Below are 25967 nucleotides of genomic sequence, written 5' to 3'. Positions count from 1 at the left end.
GCCGTCGGCCGTGGGGGCGGAGGAGGGGCGGGTGTCGGCCCGCTCAGGATCCAGTGGATTCTTCAAGGGCGGTGTGGAGTCGCTCATTCTGCCGAGCCTACGCGGTCCTTCCGGGGCGTTCTCGGCTCGGGCCGCGCTGAGTGAGGCCTCTCATAGGGGTGGGTGAACGGCCCCACGGGGTCGGCGGGCCATGGTGGGGCCCGGCGCCCCTCACTATGGTGTGGCGGACCACGACGGCGGCGCCGCAGGCGGCCCGCCCGCGAGAGGAAGGACGCCCGCCATGACCACCACCCCGCACGAGGGACACGACGACCGCAGCCGGCTCGAGGACGACCTGCTGGCGGACCCGAACACCGCCATGGACCCCGAGCCCCAGGACGGCCGCGACGGCCAGCCGGCGCGCGGGAGCTCCGACGACCCGCAGCACGGGGCGGGCGAGACCCGCGCCGAGGACCCGCTGCGCGGCGCCGAGTCGTCCGCCCTGCACATCGAGGCCGACGCCGAGGACCGCACGCGCGCGGACGAGGGCGACGTCGAGATCCTCTGACCCGGCCGCCGGGATCAGGCCTGGTCGGGGACGAGGCCCGTCCGCAGGAGGGTGAGCGCGTCCTCGCGCCCCAGGAGGGGCTGGCGCATCTCGGTGCGCAGGAACTCGAGCATCGCCGCGGAGAGCTCCGGGTCCTCCGAGGCGATCGCGTCCACGGCCACCGCCGCGTGGAAGCCCAGGGCGAAGGCGTCGGTGGCGGTCTGGGCCACGCAGCTGTGCGTGGAGACGCCGCACAGCAGGATCCGCTCCACGCCGCGCTCCCGGAGCACGGCCTCCAGGTCGGTGCGGTGGAAGGCGGAGTCGCGGGTCTTCACGACCTCCACGCCGCCCTCGGCCGCCTGGGCGACCTCCTCCAGCACGGCGGCCTGCCGGGTGCCGGGGAACGCGAAGCCCTCGCCGTCGGCCAGCATGTTCAACGTCCACGTGGAGCGGTCCCGCGCGTGCTCGGTCCGCACCAGGAAGACGGGACGGCCGGCCTCGCGCGCGGTCCGGAGCAGTTCCACGACCGCCGCCGTCAGCTCGGCCTGCTGGGCGGCCAGCGCGGGATGCTCGAAGTAGCTGTGCTGGACGTCGATCACCACAAGCGCGGTCTCGCCGCCGGTCGCGCGGGGGGAGGGGCGATCGGGCATCGACCCAGTGTGCCCACCGCGTCGCCGTCTGTCAGCGGCCCGTCGCCCCGGACGACGAAGGCCCCCCGCGTCTGCGGGGGGCCTTCTCGAAGTGGTGGCTCCGACCGGCGTCGATCCGGTGACCTTACGATTTTCAGTCGTACGCTCTACCAACTGAGCTACAGAGCCCGGCGACCTTCGTCACCAGGACCATGCGTCACCGGACTCCGTTTCCGAATGCCGGTGATCGGACGATCCGAGCGACCCTGACGGGACTTGAACCCGCGACCTCCGCCGTGACAGGGCGGCGCGCTAACCAACTGCGCTACAGGGCCATGTTCTGTTGTTCTCGCCGCTTTCGCAACGAGTGGAAACTCTAGCAGAGCCTCCGAGCGTCGTGCAAATCCACGCTCCACGTGCCGTTCCGGCCGCCGAGGGCGGCCGTTCTGCGTACCCCCAACGGGATTCGAACCCGTGTCGCCGCCGTGAAAGGGCGGTGTCCTAGGCCTCTAGACGATAGGGGCAGGTCCGATGTCGAGATTCCCGAGGTGGACCCTGGGAGTCTATGGTGGCCGCACACCCTCCGGCAAGTCCGGCCGCCGGCCGGCCGCCCTCCGCACCGCGGAGCCCCGCACCCCCAGGAGCCGCCGTGGACCACCGCCCGTCGCCCGACCAGCCCGCCGCCACGTGGATGAGCGAGCAGGAGTTCGACGACGCCGTCTCCGCGGCCCTCGCCCGTATCCCCGACGAGCTGGCACGGCTGCTGACGAACGTCGTCGTGGTGGTGGAGGACGAGTACGAGCCGCAGCGCTGGGAGGACCCGGCCACCGAGCTGTTCGGCCTCTACGAGGGCGTGCCGCTGACCGAGCGCGCCGAGTTCGCGTGGCAGATGCCGGACCGGATCGTGGTGTTCCGCGGTCCACTCACCCGCCACTGCACCTCCCGCGCCGAGCTCGAGGACGAGATCACCGTCACCGTCATGCACGAGGTCGGGCATTTCTTCGGCATCTCCGAGGAGCGCCTCCACGAGCTCGGCTGGGGCTGAGCGCCGGTCAGGACTCCGGCTGGTCCTGGACCGGGCCGAACGAGGCGCGGCGGCTGAGGCGGACGTCCTCGCGGAACGGGACGACGAGCACCGGGCCCTTCGCGTGGTCCGCGACGCCGCGGCTCGTGGAGCCGACGATCGCACCGGCGAAGCCGCCCAGACCGCGCGTGCCCACCACGGTGAGGCAGGCGGTGGCGCTCTGGTCCACCAACACGTCCACGGGGGTGCCGTCCACGAGCTCGGTGAGGACCTCGAGGCCGGGGAACTCGGAGCTGATCCACGCGGCGCCGGCGTCGAGACGCTCGCGCAGCTCCCGCTCGCGGGCCTCCTCGTCCAGGCTGACGGCCAGCCACGCGGCGTTCGCGCCCAGGGGCGGGACGGCGCACACGAGCTTCAGCGGGGCCTGGCGGAGGCGGGCCTCCTCGGCGGCCTCGAGAGCGGCGGCACGACCCTGCTCGGAACCGTCGACGCCCACCACGACGGCGGTCCTGTCCCCCGCGCGGCTGGCCTCGACCCCGGCGGGGATGATGGCGACCGGGCAGTGCGCGTGGCCGGGCAGCGCGGCGGCCACCGAGCCGAGCAGGCGGCCCATGAAGCCGCCGCGGCCGCGCGCGCCCGAGACGAGCAGGGAGGCCTCGGCGGAGAGCTCCACGAGGACGCCGGCCGCGTCCCCGATCTCCACACGCAGCTCCGGACGCACCCCGTCGGCGTCGAGCTTGCCGGCGACCTCCTCCAGGAGGGCCTGCACGCCCTCGCGGAGACGGGAGTCGTCCAGGACGGCGCCGCCGGCGTCCGCGCCGTAACCCCAGTACGCGGGGATCGAGTAGGCGGTGACGAGGGTCAGCGGCTCGCCGCGCAGGCCGGCCTCGCGCTGGGCCCAGCGGGCGGCGGAGACGGACTGGTCGGAGCCGTCCACACCCACCAGGACGCCGAGCGGTGCGTCCTCACGGCGGGTGGCGGCGGGCTGGGTCTGGGCGGACATGGCGACCTCCTCGAGTCGGACTCGACGGGCCCCGGGCGGACCCGGCCGAGTGCCTCCAGTCTACGCCTCGGGGCCCGGGACGAGTCCCGTGACCCCGGGCGGGCTGTACGTGCTCAACGTGGGCGGCGGGCACCGGTCAGGTCCGTGGGGTCCGGGGCGAAGACGTCGCGGATGATCAGGTCGCGGCTGGCCGGGTGGGCCGTGGCCAGGACCTCGGCGGCGTCTGCCACGCGGATGCGCAGGGCCGGGGCGCGGGGCAGGCCGAAGCGCTCGCGGGCGAGGGCGGCCAGGCCGGCGTCGATCTCCACCGCGGTCTGGTGGGAGCCCGGGTACGCGTGGTCCACCCAGCGGGCGAGCGCGCAGCCCGCGCCGCCCAGGTGCAGGGCCCGCAGCGGCGTGGGCTCCGGCCAGTGCGCCCGGACGGCCGCGGCGGCCCAGCGCATGTACTCGAAGGCCATGCGCTCGGGGCGCTCGGGGTCCAGCGGCGAGGACTCGACGCCGTTGACGTAGAGGATGAACGCGTCCGGCTCGAAGGCGTCCTCGCGGATCTCGGCGGTGCCGTGGGTGATCGCGTGGACGCCCGGCTCGATCCCGGCGGGGCCGGCGGATCCGCCCGCGGCCCGGCCCCGGCGCGCCGATGACCGGCGACTCACGCCGCACCGCCGTCGTGCGGGCGACGGCGCACCATCAGCTGCTCGTGCAGGCCGGCCCACGGGCCGGTCATCGGCTCCGGCGCCCCCACGGCCGCGAACCCGTGCTTGGCGTAGAACGCCACGGCCCGCGGATTCTCGGCGAGGACGCGCAGCATCGCGGGACGCTCCCCGACGACGGCGTCCAGCAGGCGCGCTCCCAGGCCGGTCCCGTACGCCTCGGCCAGGACGTAGAGCACCATGAGCTCCACATCGGGCAGGTCGGCGGGCGATGCGGCCGCGTCGTCCGCGCCCGTCCGGCCCGTCTCCGCCGCCGAGCGACGCGGGCCCGCGAGCGCCACGCCGAGCAGCCGGCCGCCGTCGTCGGCGACCCAGAGGGGGCCGGGGCGGCGCGCCGCCCCTCGTCCTCGGCGAGGGCCGACTCGAGGCGCTCGAGCTTGCCGTCCAGCTCGCCGGTGTGGCCGGGGCGGATGTCCGCCTTCAGCACGAGCGAGACCCGGGAGCCGTACGAGGAGACCGCGTCCACGGCGCCGCGCACGACCTCCATCACCTCGTCCCAGTCGCCCTCGATCTCCGTGAACATCGAGGAGGTGCGGTGGGGCAGGCCGGAGGCGCGGACCACGGCGACGGCGGCGGCCACCGCCCGGTGCACGGAGGCGGTGTCCGCGTCCCCGGGCAGGTGGGCGGAGTCGGCGGGCTGGCCGGAGGGAGCGACGGAGAAGGCGACGATCATGGCACCAGTGTGCCCCGCCCCCGCCGCCGGCTCACCCCCCGAGCACCGGCTGCAGGGCCTTGATCAGCTCGTTCACGCCGATCGCCACGAACACGGCCGCGGTCAGGCCCAACAGGGTGTTGCGGACCCAGCCGTTGCGGAACTGCCGCGGCACGTCCTTCGTGTTGTTGAGGAACAGCAGGGTCACGGCCAGGAACGGCATGAACAGGGCGCCGAGCGTGCCGTAGAGCAGGATCAGGAAGATCGGCCGGTCCAGGAACAGCAGCGCCATGGGCGGCAGGGTCAGCCACAGCAGGAAGAAGCGGCCGGGCTTCGAGGACAGCGACGGCGCGTCGTCCTGGTCCAGCTCCTCGGCGGGCCGGCGGAAGTTCGTCCAGAAGTCCGCGAACATCAGCGAGACGCCGTGCCACACGCCCAGCAGGGAGGAGAAGGACGCGGCGAAGAATCCGATGAGGAACACCGTGGACCACGCCGAGCCGTAGCGCTCGGCCAGCACGTCGCCGACGTCGAGCAGGCCCTTGTCGCCCGAGGAGATCGCCAGCCCCGCCGAGTGCAGCAGCTCCACGCCCATGACCATGGTGGCGATCACGAAGATGCCCGTGAGGATGTACGAGGTCGCATTGTCGAACCGCATGACCTTCAGGTACTTCGGGACGTTCCAGCCCTTCTCGCGCAGCCAGTAGCCGTAGGCCGCGAGCGTGATGGTGCCGCCGACGCCGCCGGCGAGGCCGAGCACGTAGAACATGGCCTGGGGATCGCCGGAGGGCAGGCGCGGCACGAGACCGGCCAGGATCGCGCCCAGGTTCGGAACGGTCAGTGCCGCCGAGAGCAGCACGGTCACGAACATGACGCCGATCAGCACCGTCATGAGCCACTCGATGAGCCGGTACCTGTCCAGCCAGACCAGCCCCAGGCCGATCAGGCCCGAGGCGATCGCGAACACCTTGCTGTCCACCCCGGGGAACAGCGCCGCGAGCGGCAGGGCGGTGGAGGACATCGCCGTCGCCCCGTACACGATGCCCCAGATGAGGATGTACGGGCCGAAGTACCAGGACGTCCAGGCCCCGAGGGTGCGCCAACCCTGGAAGATCGTCTTGCCGGTGGAGAGGTAGTAGCGGCCCACGCCCTCCACGAGCACGATCTTGAAGATCACGCCCAGCACCACGGCCCACAGCAGCATGTAGCCGTAGCGGGAGCCGGCGGTCAGGGTGGCCACCAGGTCCGCCGCGCCCACGCCCGTGGCCGCGGCGACGATGCCCGGGCCGAGGGAGTTCCAGCGCGGGCGGATCGGCGTCTCGTTCAGTTCGGCGTCGGTGAACCCGACGATGTCCGGGTTGTGCACGGGGCGCCCGGGGTCGACGGCGTGGGCCATGGGATGCTCCTGCGATCGGGGATGCGAGTGATGCAGCAAGTATCACGCACGGGGCGACGCCGCTCACATCACTCCGCGGTGCTTCACACGTGGGTGCCGTCCGCCTCGACGGCGATGCCCAGCTCGTTGCCCGGGATCGAGGCGAGCAGCCGCCGCGTGTACGGGTGTCGGGGGTTGGTGAAGACCTCCTCGGAGCTGGCCGCCTCCACCACCCGGCCGTCCTTCATGACGCACACGTAGTCGGAGATGAGCCGCACCACCGCCAGGTCGTGCGAGATGAACAGGTAGCTCAGCCCCAGCTCGTCCTGCAGGCGGCGCAGCAGCGTGAGGATCTGGTCCTGCACGAGCACGTCCAGCGCGGAGACCGGCTCGTCGCACACGATCAGCTCGGGGTTCAGCGCGAGCGCCCGGGCGATCGCCACGCGCTGGCGCTGTCCGCCCGAGAGCTCGGCCGGGTACCGGCGGTGGAAGTGGGAGGGCAGGGCCACCTGGTCCATGAGCTCGAGCACGCGCGCCCGCCGCTGCGTGGCGTTGCCCCGCCGGTGCGTCTGCAGCGGCTCCTCGATGATCCGGCCCACCGTGAACGAGGGGTTGAGCGAGGAGAAGGGGTCCTGGAACACGGCCTGCACGCGCTGCCGGAAGTCCTTGAGCCCCTCCCCCTTCAGCGCCAGCACATCCCTGCCCCCGAAGGTGATCTCGCCCGAGGTCGGCTCGATCAGCTTGAGCAGCATGCGCGCCGTCGTCGTCTTGCCGGAGCCGGACTCGCCGACGATCGAGACGGTCTTGCCGCGCGGGATCTTCAGGGAGACGTCCTTCGCAGCGGTGAAGTCCTCGTGCCCGCGCACGGGATAGACCTTGGTGAGGTCGCGAATCTCCACAAGCGGGGTGAGGTCCTGCTTCGCCAGGGCCACCGTGGTCAGGGCCGCGGTGTCGTCCTCGGCCAGTGCGGCGGGCGCGGGATCGAAGGCCTCGGGCAGCAGGCGGGCCGCCGCCACCGACGGCGCGGCCGCCACGAGCGAGCGGGTGTAGGCGTGCTGCGGGTCCTCGAGGATGGCCCGCGCGTCGCCGGACTCCACCACGCGGCCGCGGTGCATCACCACGAGCTGCTGCGCCCGCTCGGCCGCGAGGCCGAGGTCATGGGTGATCAGCAGCACGGAACTGCCGAGCTCGCGGGTCATCTCGCCGATCTGGTCCAGGATCACCTGCTGCACCGTCACGTCCAGGGCGGAGGTCGGCTCGTCCGCGATCAGCAGCTGCGGCCGGCACGCCAGGCCGATGGCGATCAGCACGCGCTGGCGCAGGCCTCCCGAGAGCTCGTGCGGGTACTGCTTGGCCCGCCGCGCGGGCTCGGGGATGCCGGCGCGCTCCATCACCTCGACGACGGCGGCCCCCACGTCCTTCTTCGTCGCCATGCCGTGGGTCAGCAGGGTCTCCCCGATCTGCTGACCCACCCGGGTCACGGGGTTGAGGTTGGACATCGGGTCCTGCGGCACCAGCCCGATCCGGCGGCCGCGGATGCCGCGCATCCGCGACTCGGGCAGGCCCACGAGCTCCTCGCCCGCGAAGCGGACGGAGCCTGCCGCGACCCGGCCGTTGCCGGGCAGCAGGCCGATCGCGGCCATCGCGGTGGTGGACTTGCCCGAGCCGGACTCGCCCACGATCGCCAGCGTGCCGCCGGCCGGGAGCGTGAGGGACGCGCCCTCCACGGCCTGCACGGTGCCCTGCTGGGTGGTGAACTCCACATCCAGGTCGCGGATCTCCAGCAGCGGGGCGCCGGCCGCGGGGACCGCGGGTGTCGTGCCGGGGCCGGGCGCGCCGTCGTCGTGCTTGGGGTCCATGGTCAGCGCCTCCGGGAGGTCGGGTCGAGGGCCTCGCGCAGGGACTCGCCCAGCAGGGTGAAGCCGAGCGCGGTGATGGCGATGCACAGGCCGGGCAGGAACGCGAGCCACGGGTTGATGCCCAGCTCGGCCTGCGCGTAGGTGAGCATGCGGCCCCACTCGGCGGTCTCGGGGCGGCCGCCGCCGAGGCCGAGGAAGGACAGGGCGGCCGCGTCGATCACGGCCGTGGCCAGGGTGAGCGTGGCCTGCACGATCACGGGGCCCAGCGAGTTCGGCAGCACGTGGGACATCGTGATCCGCCCGCGCGAGAGGCCGAGGGTCTGCGCCGCCAGCACGTAGTCCGACCCCTTCTGCGTGAGCATCGAGGACCGCAGCAGTCGCGCGAACACGGGCACCTGCGCCACCCCGATCGCGATCATCACCGCGAACGGGGTCTGCCCGAGGATCGCCGCGATGGACACCGCCAGCAGCAGGTTCGGCACCGAGAGCAGGATGTCCACGACGCGCATCACCACGGAGTCCACCCAGCCGCCGAACGTGCCGGCCAGCAGGCCGAGCAGCATGCCGCCGGCCAGGCCGAACGCCGTCGAGACGACGCCGATGAGCAGCGAGGCCTGCGCGCCCCAGATCAGCTTGGAGAGCACGTCCCCGCCGAAGCGGTCCAGGCCCAGCGGATAGCCGGCCACCTCGCCGGGGCCGGGCACGTGGGTGGGGCGGATCTCGCGCATGCCGGGTGTGTCCGTGCCCGCGTACGGGGCCAGCACCGGGGCGAGGACGGCCACGAGCACGAAGAGCAGCACGATCACGGCGCCGGCGATCGCCGCCGGGTTGCGGCGCAGCCGCTGGAACGCGGCGCCCCACACGGAGGTGCCGCGCGCGTCGGCGGCGGCCTCGGTGGTCGCCTGGGTGGCCCCGGCCTCGACGGGCGCCAGCGCGTGCTCGACGGCGTGCTCGGTGGGTCCGCCACCGGGGCTGGGGGGCAGGTTCACGCTCATGAGACACGCACCCTCGGGTCGATGAGGCCGTAGGAGACGTCCACGACCAGGTTGATCAGCGAGTAGAGCAGGGCGATGAAGATGATGAAGCCCTGCAGCACCGGGAAGTCGAGCTGGAAGATCGCCTGGGCGAGGAACCGGCCGATCCCGTTGAACGCGAACACCGTCTCGGTGAGCACCGCCCCGGAGATCAGCAGGCCCAGCTGCAGGCCGAGCGTGGTGCTCACCGGCAGCAGGGCGTTGCGCATGATGAACCGGTCCCGGATCAGGCGCGGGGCCAGGCCCTTGGCGCGGGCCGTGCGCACGAAGTCCGCGTCCTGCACGTCCAGCACGGAGGCACGGGTGATGCGCGCGATGATCGCCAGCGGGATGGTGCCCAGCGCGATGCCGGGCAGCACCAGGTGGGTCAGCGCATTCAGGGCCGCGTCCCACTCCGCGGTGATGATGCCGTCCCACACGTAGAAGTTCGTGTAGTGGGTGGCGTCGATCCGCGGGTCCTGCCGGCCGTCCGTGGGCAGCCAGCCCAGCTTCACCGCGAACACCCACTTGAGGATGAACGCCAGGAAGAACACGGGCACCACCACGCCGACCAGGGACAGCACGACGGCGACGTCGTCCTGCCACCGGCCCACATGGCGGGCCGCCCAGTAGCCGAGCGGGATGCCGATGGCCACCGCGAACACGATCGCGAAGACCGAGAGCTCCAGCGTGGCCGGGAAGCGGTCCGCGAACTCCTCGACCACGGACCGGTTCGTCATGGTCGAGGTGCCGAAGTCGCCGCGCAGCAGCCGCCCCATGTAGGTGAGGTACTGCTCGAGCAGGGGCTTGTCGAAGCCGTACGCCGCGTTCACGCGGGCCACGGCCTCGGGGGTGGCGCGGTCGCCGAGCAGGGCGGTGGCGGGGCCGCCGGGCAGGCTGCGGACCCACACGAACAGCAGGACGGACAGTCCGAACAGGGTGGGGATCAGCAGCAGCAGGCGCTTGCCGATGAGTCTGAGCACGAGGGGCCTCCATGCCGGCGCGGGGGCCGGGCCGGTCGGTGCGAGGGACGGGCGGTGGCGGGCGGACCCGCGACGACGGCGCCGGGGCGCGACGCCGTCGTCGCGGGTGGGGCGGGTCGTCCCCGGCCCGCCGGGCTCACTCGGTCAGGTCGATCTCGTTGAAGACCTCGTCGTTGACCGGGCTCGCCGGGTAGGAGGCCACGCGCTTGTCGAAGGCCAGCGACGGGGCCGGGTGGGCGAGCGGGACCGCCGGGACGATCTCGGAGATCTGCTCGTTGATCTCCTGGTACTTCGGCGTCTGCTCCTCGAGCGTCGGGATCTGGCGGGCCTCCTCGAGGGCGGAGAACAGCTCCTCGTCGGTGAAGCCGAACTCGGGCTTCTCCTGGCCGAAGAACACGCCCACGAAGTTGTCCGTGTCGTTGTAGTCACCGGTCCAGCCGAGCAGGTGGATGCCGTGGTCCGAGGTGCCCTGCACCTGGTCGAGGTAGTCCGGGCTCCACTTGGCCGGCTTCGCGTTCACCGTGATGCCCACCTCGGCCAGCTGGCCCGAGAGGTTGGAGAACGCCTGCTCGGGGGTCGGCATGTACGGGCGCGAGACGCCGGTGGGGTAGTTGAAGTCGATCGTGAAGCCGTCCGGGTAGCCGGCCTCGGCGAGCAGCGCCTTGGCCTTGGCGGGGTCGTGCTCGTACGTGGTGACGTCCTCGCTGTACCCGTTCACGGACTTCGGGATGAACTGGGTGGCGGGCTCCGTGCCCTCGGGGAGGGTCTGCGCGATGAGGGCGTCCTTGTCGATCGCGTGGGCGATCGCCTGGCGCACCCGGACGTCCTGGAGCTCCTCCTTCTCCTGGTTCAGGCCCAGGTAGAGGATGGTGAACGGGTCGCGGGCCACCACGTTGAAGCCGGCCTCGGACAGGGCCGAGGTGTCCGCGGGGGCCACGAGGTCATAGCCGTCGATGTCCCCGGCCTCGAGCGCCTGACGGCGGGCCACCGGGTCGTCGATCACGCGGAAGGTGATGTCCGTGACCTCGCCGTCCTCGCCCCAGTAGTCCTCGTTGGCGGTGAGCTTGACGTCCTCGCCCACGCTCCAGGACTCGAACTTGTAGGGGCCGGTGCCGGTGGGGTGGGCCCGGGCGTACTCGGACATCTGGGGCGACTCGGCGGTGCCGCCGACCTCGTCCGCCTTGTACTCCTCGAGCGCCTTCGGCGACTGCATGGCGAAGGCCGGCAGGGACAGGGAGGAGATGAAGCCCGCGAACGGCTGCGCCAGCGTGATCTTCGCCTCGTGCTCGCCGGTGGCCTCGCACTCCTTGTAGACGGCGTCCTCGGGCTTGTCCGCGAAGCCGCGGAACAGCTTGCCGTAGTAGTACGAGAGGGTCTCCGACTGCTGGATGCCCGTGAAGTTGTACCAGCGGTCGAAGTTGGCGCACACGGCCTCCCCGTTGAACGGCTCGCCGTCGTGGAAGGTCACGCCCTCCTTCAGCTGGAACGTGTGGGTCAGGCCGTCCTCCGAGGACTCCCAGGACTCGGCCAGCAGCGGCGCGGGGTCCGCGGTGCCCGGCTCCGTGCCGACGAGGCCCTCGAAGATCTGACGGGAGACCCGGAAGGTCTCGCCGTCGGAGGCGAAGGCCGGGTCCAGGGTCTTCGGGTCAGAGGAGGCGGCGAAGATGAACGAGCCGTCCACCTGGGCGGCGTCGCCCCCGCCCGAGCCGCCGGAGCCGCCGCCGTCGCGCTGGCTCTGGGCGCAGCCGGTGACGAGCAGGGCGCCGGCCGCGGTGAGCGCGGCGGCGGACAGGAGTCGGTGACGCAGACGGGTGGCCATGGGGGCTCCTCCGGGAGAGGTCTCAGCCGAGACGCGGGTGCGAGGGGACCGAGCCGTCGGGTGTGACCTGGAGCACGGTCCTGGACGTGACTATAGCCACAAGCGCGGGCGGGGACGCAACGCAGGCCACGTCTGCGCGTGCGGCGCGGCGCCCTCAGGCCCCGGTGGGCACCCGCTCCCGACGCGCGGCGGCCCGCTCGCGGACCCAGCGCAGCACGTCCTCCGGACGGTTGGTGGTGAGCTCCTGCACCCCCTGGGCGAGGAGGAACTCGGCGTCCTCGCGCTCGTCGACGGTCCACACCCGCAGGCGTCGCCCCGCCGCCAGCCACGCCTTCACGTCCGCCAGGTGCTCCCGCACGTAGGCCACGGAGGGCCCCGCCAGCCCGGCCCGGCCGCGCCAGACGAGCGCCTCGGACCCGGCCAGCGACTGACGCGCCGCCGCGCGCACCGCCGCCCGGCTCAGCGGCCCCCGCGCGAGCCGGGTCGGCAACTCCGTCGGCATGAGGTCCATCAGGGGGCAGAGGGGGTCCGTGCCGGCCAGCGGCGCCACGTGGCGCAGCGCGTCCGGATGGAAGCTCATGAGGGACACCTGCACCTGACCCACCCGGCCGGTCTCCGGGTCCCAGCCGGCCTGCAGCAGCTCCCGCAGCACCCGCTCCTCGAGCTCATGCCCGAACGGGGAGGGGTGCTTGAGCTCCACGGCCAGGCGCAGCGGCCGGTCCGCGGCCGTCGCGATCGCCAGGAGGTCGGTCAGGGTGAGCACCTGCTCCCCCGCGCCGTCGTACACGGCGGGCGGCGCCGTCGTCGTGGCGGGCTCGGCCCCCGGACGCCGGGCGTGCCACGAGACGACGTCGAGACCGCGCAGACGATCCAGCGTGTGGTCCGCGACGGCGCCGCGCCCGTCCGAGGTGCGGTCCACGGTGGGGTCGTGCCAGCAGACGACCTCACGGTCCCGCGTGAGCTGGACGTCGCATTCGAGACCGTCCGCGCCCACGGCGAGGGCGTGGAGCATGGCGGCGCGGGTGTGCTCGGGGAAGGCGGCGGAGGCACCGCGGTGGGCGATCACGAGGGCGGGCACGCCGCCAGGCTAGGGAGCGCGTGTGCCGACCACGTCACCGCAGGGTGCCCGGCTGGTTAACTGGTGGGGACCATTCGGTGCACGCGATCAGGAGCCTCCCGTGTCCTTCTCCCCCGACCCCGCCCAGCAGCTGCTCAGCGCCGGTGCCCTCGAACGCGCGGCGGGCCTGCGGCGCATGAAGGCCGTCGCCCTGGGGCTGCTCATCCTGCTGGCCGTGGTGTTCGTGGTCGCGTTCCCGTTGCAGGACACCCACCCGGTGTGGGGCTACGTGCGCGCCGCCGCGGAGGGCGGCATGGTCGGCGCACTGGCGGACTGGTTCGCGGTCACGGCGCTGTTCCGCCACCCGATGGGTGTGCCCGTGCCGCACACCGCCCTGATCCCGCGGAAGAAGGACCAGCTCGGCGCCGCGCTGACCGAGTTCGTGCAGGAGAACTTCCTGGACTCGGAGGTCGCCCACGAGAAGGTCGACGGACTGAAGGTGGCCGAGGCCGCCGGCGGCTGGCTGCGACGTGAGGAGAACGCGGCCCGCACCGCCCGGGAGATCGCCACGGCGGCCCGGGGCGCCATGGCCGCGGCCGACGACGACGCCGTCCAGGAGCTGCTGCGCCAGCTGATGGAACGCCACATGGTGGCCCCGGACTGGTCCCCCACGCTCGCGGGCGTGCTGGAGGACGTGGTGGCCGGACGGCACCACGAGCGCGTGGTGGACCTCGTGGTCGCCCACACCGGGGACTGGGTGGCCGCCCACCCCGAGCTGTTCGTCGAGACGGTGCGCCGCCGCTCCCCCGAGTGGAGCCCGGACCTCGTGGACCGCCTCCTCGCCGAGCGACTGCACGCCGAGACCCTCAAATACCTCGCCGGCATCCGCCGCGACCGGCAGCACGAGGCCCGCCGCGCCGTCGACGACTGGCTCGACCGCCTCGCCGACGAGATGCGGAACGAGCCGGCCACCCGCGCCTCGGTGGAACGGTTCAAGCGGAACCTGTTCGCGGACGAACGGCTGCGCGCGTGGGCCGGGCGGGCCTGGGTCTCCCTGCGGGACTCGCTCCTGGATGCGCTCGAGGACCCGTCCTCCGACCTGCATCGCGCGCTCGTGGCCGCCCTGCGCGACCTCGGCGCCCGCCTGCAGGAGGACCCCGAGCTGCGCGACCGCGTGGACGGCCACGCCCGCCGCGCCGCGGCGTATGCGCTGAGCTCCTACGGCCCGGCGCTCACCGGGGTGATCGAGGAGACGGTCGCCCGCTGGGACGGCGAGCAGACCGCGCGCACCCTCGAGCTGTTCGTGGGCAAGGACCTGCAGTTCATCCGCATCAACGGCTCGATCGTCGGCGCGCTCGCGGGCCTGGCGATCCACGGGGTGGCCACGCTGTTCCTCTGAGCCGCCGCCCCTACCCCGCACTTTCGAACGTGAAATGGGGCGAATGGGCGCTTTCGAACGTGAGATAGGGCCTATCTCACGTTCGAAAGCGCGGGGGCGGAGCCGAAGGATGCGGGGGCGGGGCCGTCAGGCGGCGGGCTTGTCCTTCTCGTCCTTGCCGCCGGGCAGGGCGCGACGGATCGCACCGAAGACGCCGCCGTCGTCCTTGGTGCCATCGGCGCGCCCCTGTGCGGCGCCCTCGCGGATCTCGCCGGGGATCACCATCGGCAGGGGGCTGAAGAGCTCCGCGGCGTTCTCCATCACGGCCTTGCCCATGGCGCGGTTGCCCACGCCGCCGATCACGGCGCCCACGCCGAACGGCACGGCGCGGCCCACGAAGCCGGCACCCTGCCGCAGGCGCATCTTGCGCATGAACGTCCTCTTGAGGCGATCCACCACGAACGCGCTGATGCCGGTGCCCGATGCGGTGCCCGCGAGCGCGTTGAGGCTGGACTGCGGGTCGTAGGGACGGCCGGCCTTGGCGGCGGCCTCGCGGAGCAGCTCCTTGGCGTCGTCGCCGAGCATGAGGCCCATGACGAGGGCCTGGGCGCGCTGCGGGTCCTGCGTGGTGATGCCGTGCAGCTCGGCGAGGGACTGCGCGTAGAGGGCGGTGGCCTCCATGAAGCCGGCGACCGCGACACCGGACAGGCCGAGCGCGGCCACGGTGCCGATGCCCGGGACGATCGCGGTGCCGCCCACGGCGGCACCGGCCCCCGTGACGGTGGTCAGGTACTGCTGCCCGAGCCGCTCGGCGAGACGCTCCGGGCTCTCCCCCGGGTGCTTCGCCGCCATGCGCTGGATGTTCTTCAGGACCAGGGGGCGCTGGACCGCCAACACCGTGGAGAGGGCCTTCTCGAAGCCCTCCGTGGGCTCGCCGTTCTCATCGAGTGCCGACTTCAGCCCGAAGTCCTTCACCTTCCCGGACGCGTACCGGCCGATCGTCGAGTTCTTTGCCATGCGCGCCACAGTATCGGCGCGCGACCCCCGCGGTCAGGACCCGGGCGTCGCCGCGCGCAGGGAGTGCTCGAGGAAGATGCGCACGTCACGGACCTCGTCGGGGCCGGTCCCGTGCAGGATCCCGGGGTAGGTGCGCACGGTCAGGCGGGTGTGCTCCTCGGCCCACGCGCGGGTGTGGGCGACGGCGTCCGGATGGATCACGGGATCCTCGGCGTCCCGGCCCCAGAAGAACGGGCGCGGGCCCGGTCCCTCGGCCGGGGAGTCGAGCATGGCCAGCAGCTCGTTGTCGACGGCGAAGCCGCTCAGGCCCACACCGCAGGCGAACGCCTCGGGACGCAGACGCAGGACCGTCGTCGCCATGGCCATGCCCTGGGAGAAGCCGAGCACCGAGACCGTGCGGAAGCCGGCCGCCACGACCTCCTCGGCGGAGAGCACGTCGAACACGCGGTGGGCGGCGGCGAGCACCTGAGCGAAGTCGGACTGCAGCAACAGGTCGAGCAGGAACCAGCCGTGCGCGCCGGGGTCGCCCGGGCCCTCGGAGGCCGTCTCGTCGATTTCGAAGCCGCCGCGCACCGCCAGACCGGTGCACCGCTCCGGGAGCATCGGGAAGTGGCGGCGCGCCGCGCGGACCTCGTTGGAGCCGTAGCCGTGGAACACGAGCACCAGGTCCGTGCCCGCGCGCTCCGCCGGCGGGCGCGACCACACCACGCTGTGGCCGGAACTGATCGTCTCGGTGACTAGTGCGGGCGTGGGGCTCATGGCTCCATCCTAGGGAGAGGCCCCTGACCGGGCGTCATGCCTGGTCAGGGGCCCCTTTCCGGTGGGCCCTGCGGGGATCGAACCCGCGACCGGCGGATTAAAAGTCCGATGCTCTGCCAGCTGAGCTAAAGGCCCCCACCCGCGGCCGACGACGACGGCGTGCGGCCGACGACGGCGACCCTCGCGGGTGCCCTCCGATGGTAGCCCAGGCGTCCGGGGCACTACCGTGGACGGGGCCGCCGCCTCCGGCGACCACATCCCCACCCCGATGCGCCCTCGAAGGGAGCCCGCCCATGGCACGTCACCGCCTGCCCGCCGGCCGCGGCGCCAGCTCGAGCGCCTCGGGCGTGCTGCGCCCCCACCGGCCCCGCCTCTCGGAGCCGCAGGAGCTCACGCACTTCGCCGGCGGCGAAGACCCGCAGGAAGTGGCCGCGGCGGCCTCGCGCCTGGCCCACGCCCTCGTGGCCGGCGGCCGCGCGGAGGAGGACCCGGCCGTCGTCGAGCGGCTGGTCGGGCTGGTCCGCGAGCTGGGCGTCGAGACGCTCGCCGAGCTGTGGGCGGACGCCCCGCCCGTCTCGCTCGCCGGCGCCCTGTGGCGCCTGTACGCGCTCCAGGAGGCGACGACCCGCGACGGCGAGCGCTGGGCCGCCTGGTACCGCGCCGGGCATGCCGCCTACGCCTCGCGCGTCGTGGCGGGCGCCGTCGAGCCGCCGGGGCCGGCCGAGCTGCGCCGCCTCACGGACACGATCCTCACGGGCGCCTACCGCTCCGAGATCGACGTCGCGTTCGAGCGCGCCGCGGCCTATGCCCGCGTCGTGGCTCTGGGCCAGGTCGAGCACGCCGAGGGCTCCGAGGCCGCCGCCCCGGACCGCGCCGCCGCCCTCACCCGCCGGGCCGCGCGCCTGGTCAGCACCGCCGACGCCCTGGAGGCGGCGGGTCGAGCGTTTCGGGACGGATCGCTAGACTGATGGGGACGGCGCCGGGCCGCTGGTAACCCCGGGCTCCAACGCATAGCCGCTGCGAGCGGCCTTCCGCCGAGAGGCGTTCCCGGTCCGGCGTCGTCGTCGACCCCTTCGCCACCCGTCGACGAGAGAGCGACCGTTGCCCATGTCCCCCCGCATGCCCTGGCTCGTCACGCGCGACACCCCGGCGCTGCGCCACATGGCGGACCTCGCCGAGGCCCTGCACCGGTCCGTGCATCTGGTGGCCCAGGTCGCAGGGACGCGCGGACCCGAGGCGGACCGTGCCGCCCGTGAGCTCGAGGAGCTCGACTCGTCCTCGAGCGCCACCCTCATGGCCTTCCTCACCGCGCTGCGCAGCGCCTACGTGACTCCGCTGCCCCGTCAGGACCTCTACCGGCTGGCCAGCGGCGTGCACGCGACCACCCGGCGCGTCGTGTCGGCGGGCGTGCTGATCCAGCGGGCCGACCTCGAGGAGCTGCCGACGCACGCCCTCGACGTCCTGGAGACCGTGGGGCGGCAGGCCGAGCTGCTCGCCCGCGGCGCCGCCGAGATACGCGACCTCGACGCCCTGGAGGCCACGTGGATGCAGCTGCTGCGCGCCTCCCGCCGCACGGAGCGGATCATGGTCGAGTGGCTCGCCGACCTCGGCATGGACCTGCTGCAGCGCGACTACAACCGCCAGCGCGAGGTCGCCTGGGCGCTGCACGCGGCGCTCGAGGCCCTCTCCCGCGTGAACATGGACCTGGGCATGGTGCTCGTCCGTGAGTCCTGAGCCGGTGGAGGCGCCGTGACCGCGGGGCTCGCCGTCGTCCTCGTGCTGCTGTGCGCCGTCGGCGCGCTGATGGGGTTCCGCGACGCCCCCAACGCCGCGGCGCTGCCTGTCCGGTACCGGGCGCTGACACCGCGCGGGGCCCTCCTCCTGACCGGAGCGGTCAACACCGTGGGCGCGCTGCTGGGCATCGGGCTCATCACGCTGAGCGTGCACTACTTCACCTCGCCCGCGGTGCGCAGCGAGATCGGCCCCCTGGCCGTGGGCGTGTCCTGCGCGGTGACCCTCGTGTGGGGTCTGCTGCTGTGGTGGCGGCGCCTGCCCGGCTCCAGCACGCACGCGCTGATCTCCGCGCTGGCGGGCAGCCACCTCGCCGTGCGCCTGAGCCTGCACATCGACGTCGCCCACACCATCTTCGACCTCGTCCGCGCCGAGGTGCTGCTCAGCCTGCTGCTCTCGCCCCTGATCGCGTGGGCGCTCGCCCGCCTGCTCACCGCGCCCGCCACGCGGCTCGCCACCCGCGGCACCACGGTCAACGTCCAGCACCGGGCCCGCGTCGCGTTGGGCATCTCCGCCAGCGCCATGGCCATGGGCCACGGCCTGCAGGCCGGTCAGCGCATGGGGGTGCTGTGGGCCGCCGTGCTGGTGGGGTCCGGGTCCGTCCTGGCGCCGGACGCCCTGACGGCCGAGTTCGTGGGGGGCGCGTTCCTGTTCGCCCTCGCGGTCGGGCTCGGCACGCTGGGCGGCGCCTGGCGGATCGCCTGGACCCTCACCGAGCGTCTCGTGCGCCTCGACCCCCTGCGGGCGTCCGTGGCCGCCGTCATCCCCGCGGGCCTGCTGTTCGTCGGATCCCTGGTGTTCCACCTGCCCCTGTCCTCCACCCACACGGCGACGGCGGCCATCGTGGGCGCCGGCCAGACGCAGACCTACGCGTCCGTGCGCTGGCCCACCGTGCTGCGCGTGGTCGGCTGGTGGCTGCTCACGCCGGTGGCCTGCGCCCTCCTCGGCCTCCTCGGCACGCTGGCCCTCCTCCCGCTGGCCTGAGGCCGCGCCCGACGACGACGCCCGGCCCCGCAGACGCCGCGACCCCGCCCGGCGTGCGGCCGGACGGGGTCGGGGACGGAGCGCGGGGCGGCTCAGCCGAAACGGCCGGAGACGTAGTCCTCGGTCTGCTGGCTCGAGGGGTTGTTGAAGATGACGTTGGTGTCGTCGTACTCGATCAGTTTGCCGGGCTTGCCGACGCCCTGGATGTTGAAGAACGCGGTCTTGTCCGCCACGCGCGCGGCCTGCTGCATGTTGTGCGTGACGATGATGACCGTGTACTCCTCCTTGAGCTCGTTGATCAGGTCCTCGACGGCGAGGGTGGAGATCGGGTCGAGCGCGGAGCAGGGCTCGTCCATGAGGATCACGTCGGGCTGCACCGCGATGGAGCGGGCGATGCACAGACGCTGCTGCTGACCGCCGGAGAGGCCGGAGCCGGGCTTGTCGAGGCGGTCCTTGACCTCGTTCCACAGGTTGGCGCCGCGCAGGGACTTCTCCACGAGCTCGTCCGCACGGGACTTGTTCAGGCGGGTGCCGTTGAGCTTGTAGCCGGCCAGCACGTTGTCGCGGATGGACATCGTGGGGAACGGGTTCGGGCGCTGGAAGACCATGCCGATCTGGGAACGGACGCGGACCGGGTCCACACCGGGCCCGTAGATGTCCTCGCCGTCGAGCAGGAGCTGGCCGTCCACGGTGGCGCCGGGGAGCACCTCGTGCATGCGGTTGATGCTGCGCAGGAAGGTGGTCTTGCCGCAGCCGGAGGGGCCGATGAAGGCAGTGACGGAGCGGGGGGCGATGTCGATGTTGACGCCCTCGACGGCCTTGAACTTGCCGTAGAAGACATCGACGTCGATGGCCTGGATGCGCTTGGACATGAGTGGTTCTGTTCCTTCGTGGAAGTCTCTGGGGGGGGTGCGACGGGGTCGGGGCCGGCCGCCCGGGGGATTCCGGGCGGCCGGGCCTCACCGGCCCTTCTTGGGGGCGAACGCCTTGGCGATGAACCGTGCCGCCAGGTTGAGCAGCATGACGATGGTGACGAGCAGCAGGGCGGCTGCCCAGGCGCGGGCGGTCGAGGGGTCCGCCGCCGTAGGCGAGGTCGGGGCGACCAGCTGGCGGTAGATGTACACCGGCAGCGCGGTCATCCAGTTGTCGAACGGGTTCCAGTTGATGCTGGTGGCGAAGCCGGCCGTCACGAGGATCGGCGCGGTCTCGCCCGCCACGCGGGCGATGGCCAGGGTGACGCCGGAGGCGATGCCGGAGATCGCGGTGGGCAGGACCACCTTGGCGATGGTCTGCCACTTGCGCACGCCGAGGGCGTAGGCGCCCTCGCGCAGCTCGTTGGGCACCACACGGAGCATCTCCTCCGTGGATCGCACGACCACGGGGATCATGAGCACCGAGAGCGCGATCGCGGCCGTGAGACCCATCTGCACGGACTGCAGTGCGGTGGACTTGCTGCCGGTGACCAGGGTCAGGACCCACGTGATCGCGGCGTAGGCGAAGAGGCCGGCCACGATCGAGGGGATGCCGGTCATGACGTCCACGAAGAACACGATGGCGCGGGAGAACCAGCCGCCGCGGCTGTACTCCACCAGGTAGATGGAGGTGAGCATGCCGATCGGCACGGAGATCAGGGTCGCGATGATCGTGATCACGACGGTGCCGATCAGGGCGTGGCCGAAACCGCCCGCGAGCCCGCCGGCGGGCTTGCCGTCCTCCACCCACGCCGAGTCGTCGATGCCGGTGATGCCCTTCATGTCGTACGCCATGATCTGCGGGTTGGCGATCAGGGTCGGCAGACCGGCGGAGAGGACCGACCACAGCACGGAGACCAGCGGCACCAGGGCCACGAGGAACGCCAGCCACACGAGGTTGCGGCACAGGCCGTCTGCGGCGCGGCGCCGGTTCTCCATCACGCGGGTGGCCACGTAGAGCCCCGCGATGTAGAGGATGGCGGCGATGATCACGAAACCGACGACGTTGAAGGCGCCGCTGAGCAGCACGGTCAGGCCGGCGGCGACGACGGCCGCGGCAGCTGCGACGGCCATCCAGGTCCAGCCGGGCTTCTGACCCTCGGTCAGGGAGTGACGCCGCGGCGTCACGCTGTCCTCGGTGGCCCGGGGAGAAGTCGAGACAGTGCTCATGTCAGTTGGCTCCCGAGAATTCCTTGTGCTTGTTCACGATCGCGCGGGCGATCATGTTCACCGCCAGGGTGATGATGAAGAGCATGAGACCGGCAGCGATCAGCTCGTGCAGGCGCATGTTGAACGCCTCGGGGAAGTTGAGCGCGATCTCCGACGGGATCGTCTGGTTCCTGCCGGACTCCACGAGCGACCAGGAGAAGACGCCGCCGGAGAGCACCATGGTGACCGCCATGGTCTCGCCGAGCGCGCGGCCGAGGCCGAGCATGATCGAGGAGATGATGCCGGCCCGGGCGAACGGGAACACGGTCATCTTGATCATCTCCCAGCGCGTGGCGCCGAGGCCGAGCGCGGCCTCCTCGTGGAGCTTCGGGGTCTGGGTGAAGATCTCACGGCAGAGCGCGGTGATGATCGGCAGGACCATCACGGCCAGCACGACGCCCGAGGTCAGCAGGGTGCGGCCCGTGGTGGTGGCCGAGCCGCCGAAGAACGGGATGAAGCCCAGGTTCTCGTTGAGCCAGCCGTAGATCGGCACCATCAGCGGAGCGAGCGTCAGCCAGCCCCACACGCCGTAGACCACGGAGGGGATCGCGGCCAGCAGATCGATCACGAAGCCCACCGACTGCGCGATGCGCGGGGGCGCATAGTGCGAGATGAACAGGGCGACACCGATCGCGACCGGGGTGGCGATGAGCAGAGCGATGATCGACACCATCACGGTGCCGGCCATGAGCGGCCACACGTACTGGAAGAAGGAGTCCGCAGACACGAGCTCCGCGCCCGGCTGCAGGGCAGGCCATGCCTCCGTCAGGAGGAAGACCGCCACGAAGGCGAGCACGAGCAGGATCAGGACGGCGGCCGCCAGGGCCCCGCCGGAGAGGAGCTTGTCTCCGGCGGCTCCGCGGCGGGGGCCGCGCAGGCTGGACGGCTTCGGTGCCGCCTCGTTGGTGGTTGAGGACACGGTGCCTTCCCTCAGATCGACGTGCGTGGTGATGGACGGGCCGCGACGAACGAGTGCCCTGACGCGGCTTCAGCCGCCGGGCCCGTGGGGCCCGGCGGCCGAAGCGGCGGTGGGTCAGCCGACAAGAAGCGACATCAGCCCTTGACCGAGATGGCCTCGATGCGCTCCATGGCCTTCTTGCGGGTGTCCTCGGAGATCGGGGCGTTGCCCGCGGACTCCTCGGCGGTCTTCTGACCGTCCTCGGACACGACGTACTCGGCGAAGGCCTTGACCTGGTCCACGGTCTCCTGCGACTCGTACTGGTTGCAGTAGATGTGGTAGGAGACCAGCACGACGGGGTACACGCCGGACTCGTCGGTGGCGCGGTCGAGCTCGATCGAGCCGTCCTCCTTGGCCTCGGACTTCTCGACGGTCGCGGCCGCGGCCTCGGCGGAGTACTTCACGTACTCCTCGCCGACCTTCACGGACACGGTGCCCAGCTCGCCCACGGCGGAGGCGTCGGCGTAGGTGATGGCGCCTTCGGTCTGGGAGGCCAGGCCCACGACACCCTTGGTGCCCTGGGCGGACTCGGCGGTGATGTCGGACGGCCAGGTCTCGACCTCGTCGTAGGACCAGGCATCGCCGGCGGCCTCGGTGAGGTAGGCGGTGAAGTTCTCGGTGGTGCCCGAGTCGTCGGAACGGTGCACGACGGTGATCGGGGTGTCGGGCAGCTCGACGCCCTCGTTCTGCGCGGCGATGGCCTCGTCGTTCCAGTTCTTGATCTCGCCGGAGAACACCTTGGCGATGGTCTCGGCGTCCATCTTGACGTCATCGACGCCCGGCAGGTTGTAGGCCACGGCGATCGGGGAGATGTAGGCCGGCACGTGGAACGCGCCCTCGTCGCCGCAGTTCTCCTTGGCGGACTCAGCCTCCTCCTCCTTGAGGGCGGCGTCGGAGCCGGCGAAGGAGGTGGCACCGGCGAGGAACTTCTCACGACCGGCACCGGAGCCGTCCGGGGAGTACTGCACGGTCAGGTTCGGAGCGGTCTCGGTGACACCCTGGGTCCAGGCGGTCATGGCCGCCTCCTGCGAGGAGGCGCCGGCGCCGACCAGGTTGCCCTGGACCTCGGAGGTGGTGCCCTGCTCGCCGCCGGCGGAGCCGGAGGCATCGGAGCCGCCGTTGCCGCTGTCCGCGGAGGAGCAGGCGGTCAGGGCGATGGCGGCCACGGACAGGAGGGCGGCGGAGCGGCCGAAGCGGAGAGCCTTCACGAAGAGCCTCTTTCAATCGGATGACGACGGTGAGGGCAGAGCGTCCGGCTGGCCCGGTTCTGCACCGCACCCGACCGTACGGTCCAGAGGTGAATCGAGTGCTCGGCCGGGGTGAACAGATGGTGAACGGGAGCGGCATTCGCAGGAATGATCTGTGCCGTGGGCCACAATGCTTGGTTGAGCCTCGCACGGCGGGGGCACCGCGGCGTCGGACTAGGCTGGCCGCATGACGGACCGCTTCGCCACCGCCACGGGCACGGTGCCGATGGTCGACCCCCAGACCCGCGGGGAACGTCTCGGCCGCTTCCTGCGTCGGCGCGCCCGTGCGGGCTGGTCCCGCGTCCGCTCCTCCGTGGGCCAGGCCGCCCTCGTCGCTGTCTGCGCGGTGGGCGCCTACTGGTTCGCGGAGGCCGTCCTGGGCCACCAGCAGCCCCTGTTCGCCTCCACCGCCCTACTGATCGCCCTCGGCTTCCAACGGGAGCCGAAGCTGCGCAAGGTGGCCGAGGTCGCCGTCGGCTGCACCGTCGGCATCCTGATCGGGGACCTGCTCATGGTCGGGCTCGGCCGCGGCCTGTGGCAGGCCTCGGTGGTCCTGTTCGTGTCCGTGATGGTGGCCCGGTTCCTGGACTCCGGCGCCACATTCACGATGCAGATGTCCCTGCAGTCCGTCCTCGTGGTCCTCCTGCCCACCGGCACGGGAGGGCCGTTCGTCCGCAGCCAGGACGCGATCGTGGGCGGCGTCCTGGCCCTGCTCGTCACGTTCCTCTCGCCCCAGGACGTGCGCCGTCCCGCGGTGCGTCAGCTGGGTGGACTCTACGACTCGATCGCCACGGTGCTGCGCGACCTCTCCCGGGCCCTGCGGGAGAACGACTCCCGCACCGCCTGGATGGCGCTCGTGGCCAGCCGCGGCACGCACACCACGCTGGAGGCGCTGCGCAAGGAGCTGCGCGTCACGCATGAGCAGACCGTGTTCAACCCGCTGCACCGCTCCTCGCGCTCCTTCGTGGAGGACGCGGTGAACGCGGCGGACCGCTCGGACCTGGCGGTGCGCTCCCTGCGGATCGTGGCCCGGCGGGTGGTCTCGGTCCTGGACGAGGGTGTGTTCGACGACGACGACCGCGAGCGCCTGGCCGCCTGGTTCGACGACGCCGCGGACGCCGTCGAGATCCTGCACCGCTCCCTCGTGGAGCCGCAGGCCGAGGGCCGCCATCGCTCGCTGTCCGTGGCGCGGGACGCCCTGGGGGCGTCCGCGTCCGCGCTGGACCCGCACCAGCTGGGCGGCGGGTCCGTGCACGGCGAGGCGCTCGTGATGCTGCTGCGGCCCATGATGGTGGACCTCATCGAGGCCACGGGCGCCGAGCACGACGAGGCGCGCGGCTACCTGCCCCGCGTCTGAGCCCGACGGCGGCGCACGGCCCCGGCGGCCGACGTCGGACCGCGCGCGGTGCCGGCTAACGCGTCCGCCTCGGCTCCTAGAGTGGGCGCATGGCCACCAAGACCGCCCCGAAGCGTGCCCCCGGATACCGCTGCACCGAGTGCGGCTGGACCACCGTGAAGTGGGTCGGCCGCTGCGGGGAGTGCCAGTCGTGGGGCACGGTCGAGGAGATCGGGCTGACGTCGACCACCGGTCGCACGCGCGCGGCCACGGTCGCGGAGGTCGCGCCGCGCATCGCGGACGTGGACGCCACGCTGGCCTCGTTCCGCTCCACGGGGGTGCGTGAGCTGGACCGCGTGCTCGGCGGCGGCCTCGTGCCGGGCGCGGTGATCCTGCTGGCCGGCGAGCCGGGCATCGGCAAGTCCACGCTGCTGTTGGACGTGGCCGCCCAGACGGCGCGCGGCGCGGGCGGCGGCGGTCCGCGCTCGGTGCTGTACCTGACGGGCGAGGAGTCGGCGGCGCAGGTGCGCTCCCGCGCAGACCGGATCGGGGCGATCGCGGACACCCTGCGTCTGACGGCGGAGACGGACCTGGGCCGGGCACTGGGGCAGATCGAGCGGACGGACCCGGAGCTGGTGATCGTGGACTCCGTGCAGACCCTGCAGTCCACCGAGGTGGACGGGATCGCCGGGGGCGTCAGCCAGGTGCGCGAGGTGGCGGCCAGCCTCATCCGCACGGCCAAGGAGAAGGGGATCACCACGGTCCTGGTGGGCCACGTGACGAAGGACGGGACCATCGCCGGCCCGCGGCTGCTCGAGCACCTCGTGGACGTGGTCTGCCAGTTCGAGGGGGACCGCCACTCACGGCTGCGCCTGGTGCGTGCGGTGAAGAACCGCTTCGGGCCCACGGACGAGGTCGGCTGCTTCGACCTGCGGGAGGACGGCATCGAGTCCCTGGACGACCCCTCCGGTCTGTTCCTCTCGGGCGTCTCGGAGCCGGTCGAGGGCACGTGCGTGACGGTGACGCTCGAGGGCCGGCGCCCGCTCGTGGCCGAGGTGCAGTCCCTGCTCACCCCGTCCGCCGGCGGCAGCCCGCGCCGCACCGTCTCCGGCGTGGACGCGGCGCGCGTGAACATGCTCCTGGCCGTGCTCCAGCGCCGGGCCCGTTTCGCCCTCGCCCAGGACGACTGCTACGTGGCCACCGTGGGCGGCGTGCGACTCTCGGAGCCCGCCTCGGACCTGGCCGTGGCCGTCGCCGTGGCCTCGGCGAAGCTCTCGGCCCCCGTCCCGCAGGGGATGATCGCCGTCGGTGAGCTCGGGCTGGCCGGGGAGGTGCGCCCCGTGCCCGGCATCGGGCGACGGGTGCGCGAGGCCGCCCGCCTGGGCTTCACCCGCGCCCTGGTCCCCCGCTCCCCCGAGCCGCTCGGGGACGTCCCCGCGGGCTTCACGGTGGCGGAGGTCGGCTCGATCGGCGAGGCCCTCGCCACGATCCCCACGTGGACCGGCGGCGGCCCGGCCGCGCATCCGGAGGCCGGCCCCGGCCGCTGACGGCGCGGCCGGCTCAGCGGGACGATGACGGCGACGGGTCGGTGGTCGAGGCCGACGCCGGGTCGGAGGCGGACCCCGACGGGGAGGCGCTGCCGCTCGAGGAGGGGGTGGCCGAGGAGGGGG

Annotated in this window: 24 protein-coding genes, 4 tRNA genes and 1 pseudogene; 8 read left to right on the top strand and 21 right to left on the bottom strand. The window is 72.7% G+C overall.

Annotated features, from left to right (window positions below; genetic code table 11):
* Positions 1–280: 280 nt before the first annotated feature.
* Positions 281–547, top strand: coding sequence for a hypothetical protein (locus J1M39_RS09105; RefSeq protein ID WP_036340268.1), 267 nt, complete (start codon positions 281–283; stop codon positions 545–547).
* Between the two features lie 14 nt (positions 548–561).
* On the opposite strand, the gene J1M39_RS09100 is transcribed toward J1M39_RS09105, so the two are convergent.
* The 4 genes from J1M39_RS09100 to J1M39_RS09085 all read right to left on the bottom strand — a co-directional run bounded on the left by J1M39_RS09100 (position 562) and on the right by J1M39_RS09085 (position 1679).
* Positions 562–1176: a cysteine hydrolase family protein gene (locus J1M39_RS09100; protein WP_036340271.1), complete on the bottom strand. Its 615-nt coding sequence runs from the start codon at positions 1174–1176 to the stop codon at positions 562–564.
* A gap of 92 nt (positions 1177–1268) precedes the next feature.
* Positions 1269–1344 (bottom strand) — tRNA-Phe (locus J1M39_RS09095).
* A 72-nt stretch (positions 1345–1416) separates the two neighbouring features.
* Positions 1417–1490: transfer RNA gene (locus tag J1M39_RS09090), tRNA-Asp, on the bottom strand.
* 116 nt (positions 1491–1606) lie between these two features.
* A tRNA-Glu gene (locus tag J1M39_RS09085) sits at positions 1607–1679 on the bottom strand.
* A gap of 125 nt (positions 1680–1804) precedes the next feature.
* Between J1M39_RS09085 and J1M39_RS09080 the strand changes: the two genes are divergently transcribed.
* A complete protein-coding gene (locus J1M39_RS09080; RefSeq protein WP_010079615.1) occupies positions 1805–2200 on the top strand; it encodes a metallopeptidase family protein in 396 nt (131 codons plus the stop codon).
* A gap of 7 nt (positions 2201–2207) precedes the next feature.
* On the opposite strand, the gene J1M39_RS09075 is transcribed toward J1M39_RS09080, so the two are convergent.
* The 10 genes and pseudogenes from J1M39_RS09075 to J1M39_RS09030 form a co-directional block, all read right to left on the bottom strand.
* Positions 2208–3182: a universal stress protein gene (locus J1M39_RS09075; protein ID WP_041103604.1), complete on the bottom strand. Its 975-nt coding sequence runs from the start codon at positions 3180–3182 to the stop codon at positions 2208–2210.
* 113 nt (positions 3183–3295) lie between these two features.
* A complete protein-coding gene (locus tag J1M39_RS09070; protein WP_241254025.1) occupies positions 3296–3835 on the bottom strand; it encodes a spermidine synthase in 540 nt (179 codons plus the stop codon).
* Complete coding sequence (locus tag J1M39_RS09065) at positions 3832–4173, bottom strand: GNAT family N-acetyltransferase (RefSeq protein WP_446740327.1); 342 nt, start codon at positions 4171–4173, stop codon at positions 3832–3834. Before J1M39_RS09065 ends, J1M39_RS09070 begins: the two co-directional genes overlap by 4 nt.
* Before the next feature lie 59 nt (positions 4174–4232).
* Positions 4233–4565 (bottom strand): annotated as a pseudogene (locus J1M39_RS09060) (thiamine-binding protein); the annotation flags it as partial.
* 31 nt (positions 4566–4596) lie between these two features.
* Complete coding sequence (locus tag J1M39_RS09055) at positions 4597–5937, bottom strand: Nramp family divalent metal transporter (RefSeq protein WP_095353594.1); 1341 nt, start codon at positions 5935–5937, stop codon at positions 4597–4599.
* 83 nt (positions 5938–6020) lie between these two features.
* Complete coding sequence (locus tag J1M39_RS09050; protein ID WP_206496695.1) at positions 6021–7775, bottom strand: dipeptide ABC transporter ATP-binding protein; 1755 nt, start codon at positions 7773–7775, stop codon at positions 6021–6023.
* A 2-nt stretch (positions 7776–7777) separates the two neighbouring features.
* Positions 7778–8770: an ABC transporter permease gene (locus J1M39_RS09045; protein ID WP_206496694.1), complete on the bottom strand. Its 993-nt coding sequence runs from the start codon at positions 8768–8770 to the stop codon at positions 7778–7780.
* A complete protein-coding gene (locus tag J1M39_RS09040) occupies positions 8767–9771 on the bottom strand; it encodes an ABC transporter permease (RefSeq protein WP_145950574.1) in 1005 nt (334 codons plus the stop codon). Before J1M39_RS09040 ends, J1M39_RS09045 begins: the two co-directional genes overlap by 4 nt.
* A gap of 136 nt (positions 9772–9907) precedes the next feature.
* A complete protein-coding gene (locus J1M39_RS09035) occupies positions 9908–11590 on the bottom strand; it encodes an ABC transporter substrate-binding protein (protein ID WP_206496693.1) in 1683 nt (560 codons plus the stop codon).
* Between the two features lie 154 nt (positions 11591–11744).
* The gene (locus J1M39_RS09030) at positions 11745–12668 is read right to left on the bottom strand and encodes a glycerophosphodiester phosphodiesterase family protein (protein ID WP_206496692.1); all 924 of its coding nucleotides are present in this window, start codon (positions 12666–12668) and stop codon (positions 11745–11747) included.
* Between the two features lie 100 nt (positions 12669–12768).
* Between J1M39_RS09030 and J1M39_RS09025 the strand changes: the two genes are divergently transcribed.
* Positions 12769–14046 (top strand): DUF445 domain-containing protein, encoded by a 1278-nt coding sequence (locus J1M39_RS09025; protein ID WP_036383539.1) that lies wholly within the window; start codon positions 12769–12771, stop codon positions 14044–14046.
* Positions 14047–14172: 126 nt separating this feature from the next.
* On the opposite strand, the gene J1M39_RS09020 is transcribed toward J1M39_RS09025, so the two are convergent.
* The 3 genes from J1M39_RS09020 to J1M39_RS09010 form a co-directional block, all read right to left on the bottom strand.
* On the bottom strand, positions 14173–15042 hold the full coding sequence (locus J1M39_RS09020; RefSeq protein ID WP_010079630.1) for a hypothetical protein: 870 nt from the start codon (positions 15040–15042) through the stop codon (positions 14173–14175).
* Between the two features lie 33 nt (positions 15043–15075).
* Positions 15076–15801, bottom strand: a complete 726-nt coding sequence (locus J1M39_RS09015; RefSeq protein ID WP_100058492.1) for an alpha/beta hydrolase — start codon at positions 15799–15801, stop codon at positions 15076–15078.
* Positions 15802–15863: 62 nt separating this feature from the next.
* A tRNA-Lys gene (locus J1M39_RS09010) sits at positions 15864–15936 on the bottom strand.
* A 158-nt stretch (positions 15937–16094) separates the two neighbouring features.
* On the opposite strand from J1M39_RS09010, the gene J1M39_RS09005 reads away from it, so the two are divergent.
* The 3 genes from J1M39_RS09005 to J1M39_RS08995 all read left to right on the top strand — a co-directional run bounded on the left by J1M39_RS09005 (position 16095) and on the right by J1M39_RS08995 (position 18576).
* Positions 16095–16769 (top strand): hypothetical protein, encoded by a 675-nt coding sequence (locus J1M39_RS09005; RefSeq protein ID WP_002856103.1) that lies wholly within the window; start codon positions 16095–16097, stop codon positions 16767–16769.
* 139 nt (positions 16770–16908) lie between these two features.
* Entirely contained in the window at positions 16909–17535 is a 627-nt protein-coding gene (locus tag J1M39_RS09000) for a hypothetical protein (protein ID WP_100059017.1), read from the top strand.
* 15 nt (positions 17536–17550) lie between these two features.
* Positions 17551–18576, top strand: a complete 1026-nt coding sequence (locus J1M39_RS08995) for an inorganic phosphate transporter (protein WP_041103591.1) — start codon at positions 17551–17553, stop codon at positions 18574–18576.
* 92 nt (positions 18577–18668) lie between these two features.
* On the opposite strand, the gene pstB is transcribed toward J1M39_RS08995, so the two are convergent.
* The 4 genes from pstB to pstS all read right to left on the bottom strand — a co-directional run bounded on the left by pstB (position 18669) and on the right by pstS (position 22922).
* Positions 18669–19448, bottom strand: a complete 780-nt coding sequence (gene pstB / locus J1M39_RS08990; RefSeq protein ID WP_036384205.1) for a phosphate ABC transporter ATP-binding protein PstB — start codon at positions 19446–19448, stop codon at positions 18669–18671.
* 87 nt (positions 19449–19535) lie between these two features.
* Entirely contained in the window at positions 19536–20717 is a 1182-nt protein-coding gene (gene pstA, locus J1M39_RS08985) for a phosphate ABC transporter permease PstA (RefSeq protein WP_036384203.1), read from the bottom strand.
* 1 nt (position 20718) lies between these two features.
* Entirely contained in the window at positions 20719–21675 is a 957-nt protein-coding gene (pstC, locus tag J1M39_RS08980) for a phosphate ABC transporter permease subunit PstC (RefSeq protein WP_049147798.1), read from the bottom strand.
* A gap of 134 nt (positions 21676–21809) precedes the next feature.
* Positions 21810–22922: a phosphate ABC transporter substrate-binding protein PstS gene (pstS, locus tag J1M39_RS08975; protein WP_069941087.1), complete on the bottom strand. Its 1113-nt coding sequence runs from the start codon at positions 22920–22922 to the stop codon at positions 21810–21812.
* A gap of 226 nt (positions 22923–23148) precedes the next feature.
* Here pstS and J1M39_RS08970 point away from each other — a divergent pair, with 226 nt between their 5' ends.
* Positions 23149–24318 (top strand): FUSC family protein, encoded by a 1170-nt coding sequence (locus J1M39_RS08970; protein WP_069941088.1) that lies wholly within the window; start codon positions 23149–23151, stop codon positions 24316–24318.
* Between the two features lie 89 nt (positions 24319–24407).
* Positions 24408–25844 (top strand): DNA repair protein RadA, encoded by a 1437-nt coding sequence (radA, locus tag J1M39_RS08965; protein ID WP_069941089.1) that lies wholly within the window; start codon positions 24408–24410, stop codon positions 25842–25844.
* The last annotated feature ends 123 nt before the right edge of the window (positions 25845–25967 follow it).

Source organism: Micrococcus sp. KRD077 (assembly GCF_017168505.1).
Lineage (GTDB): Bacteria > Actinomycetota > Actinomycetes > Actinomycetales > Micrococcaceae > Micrococcus > Micrococcus luteus.
This window is presented reverse-complemented; position numbering and strand designations above follow the sequence as displayed.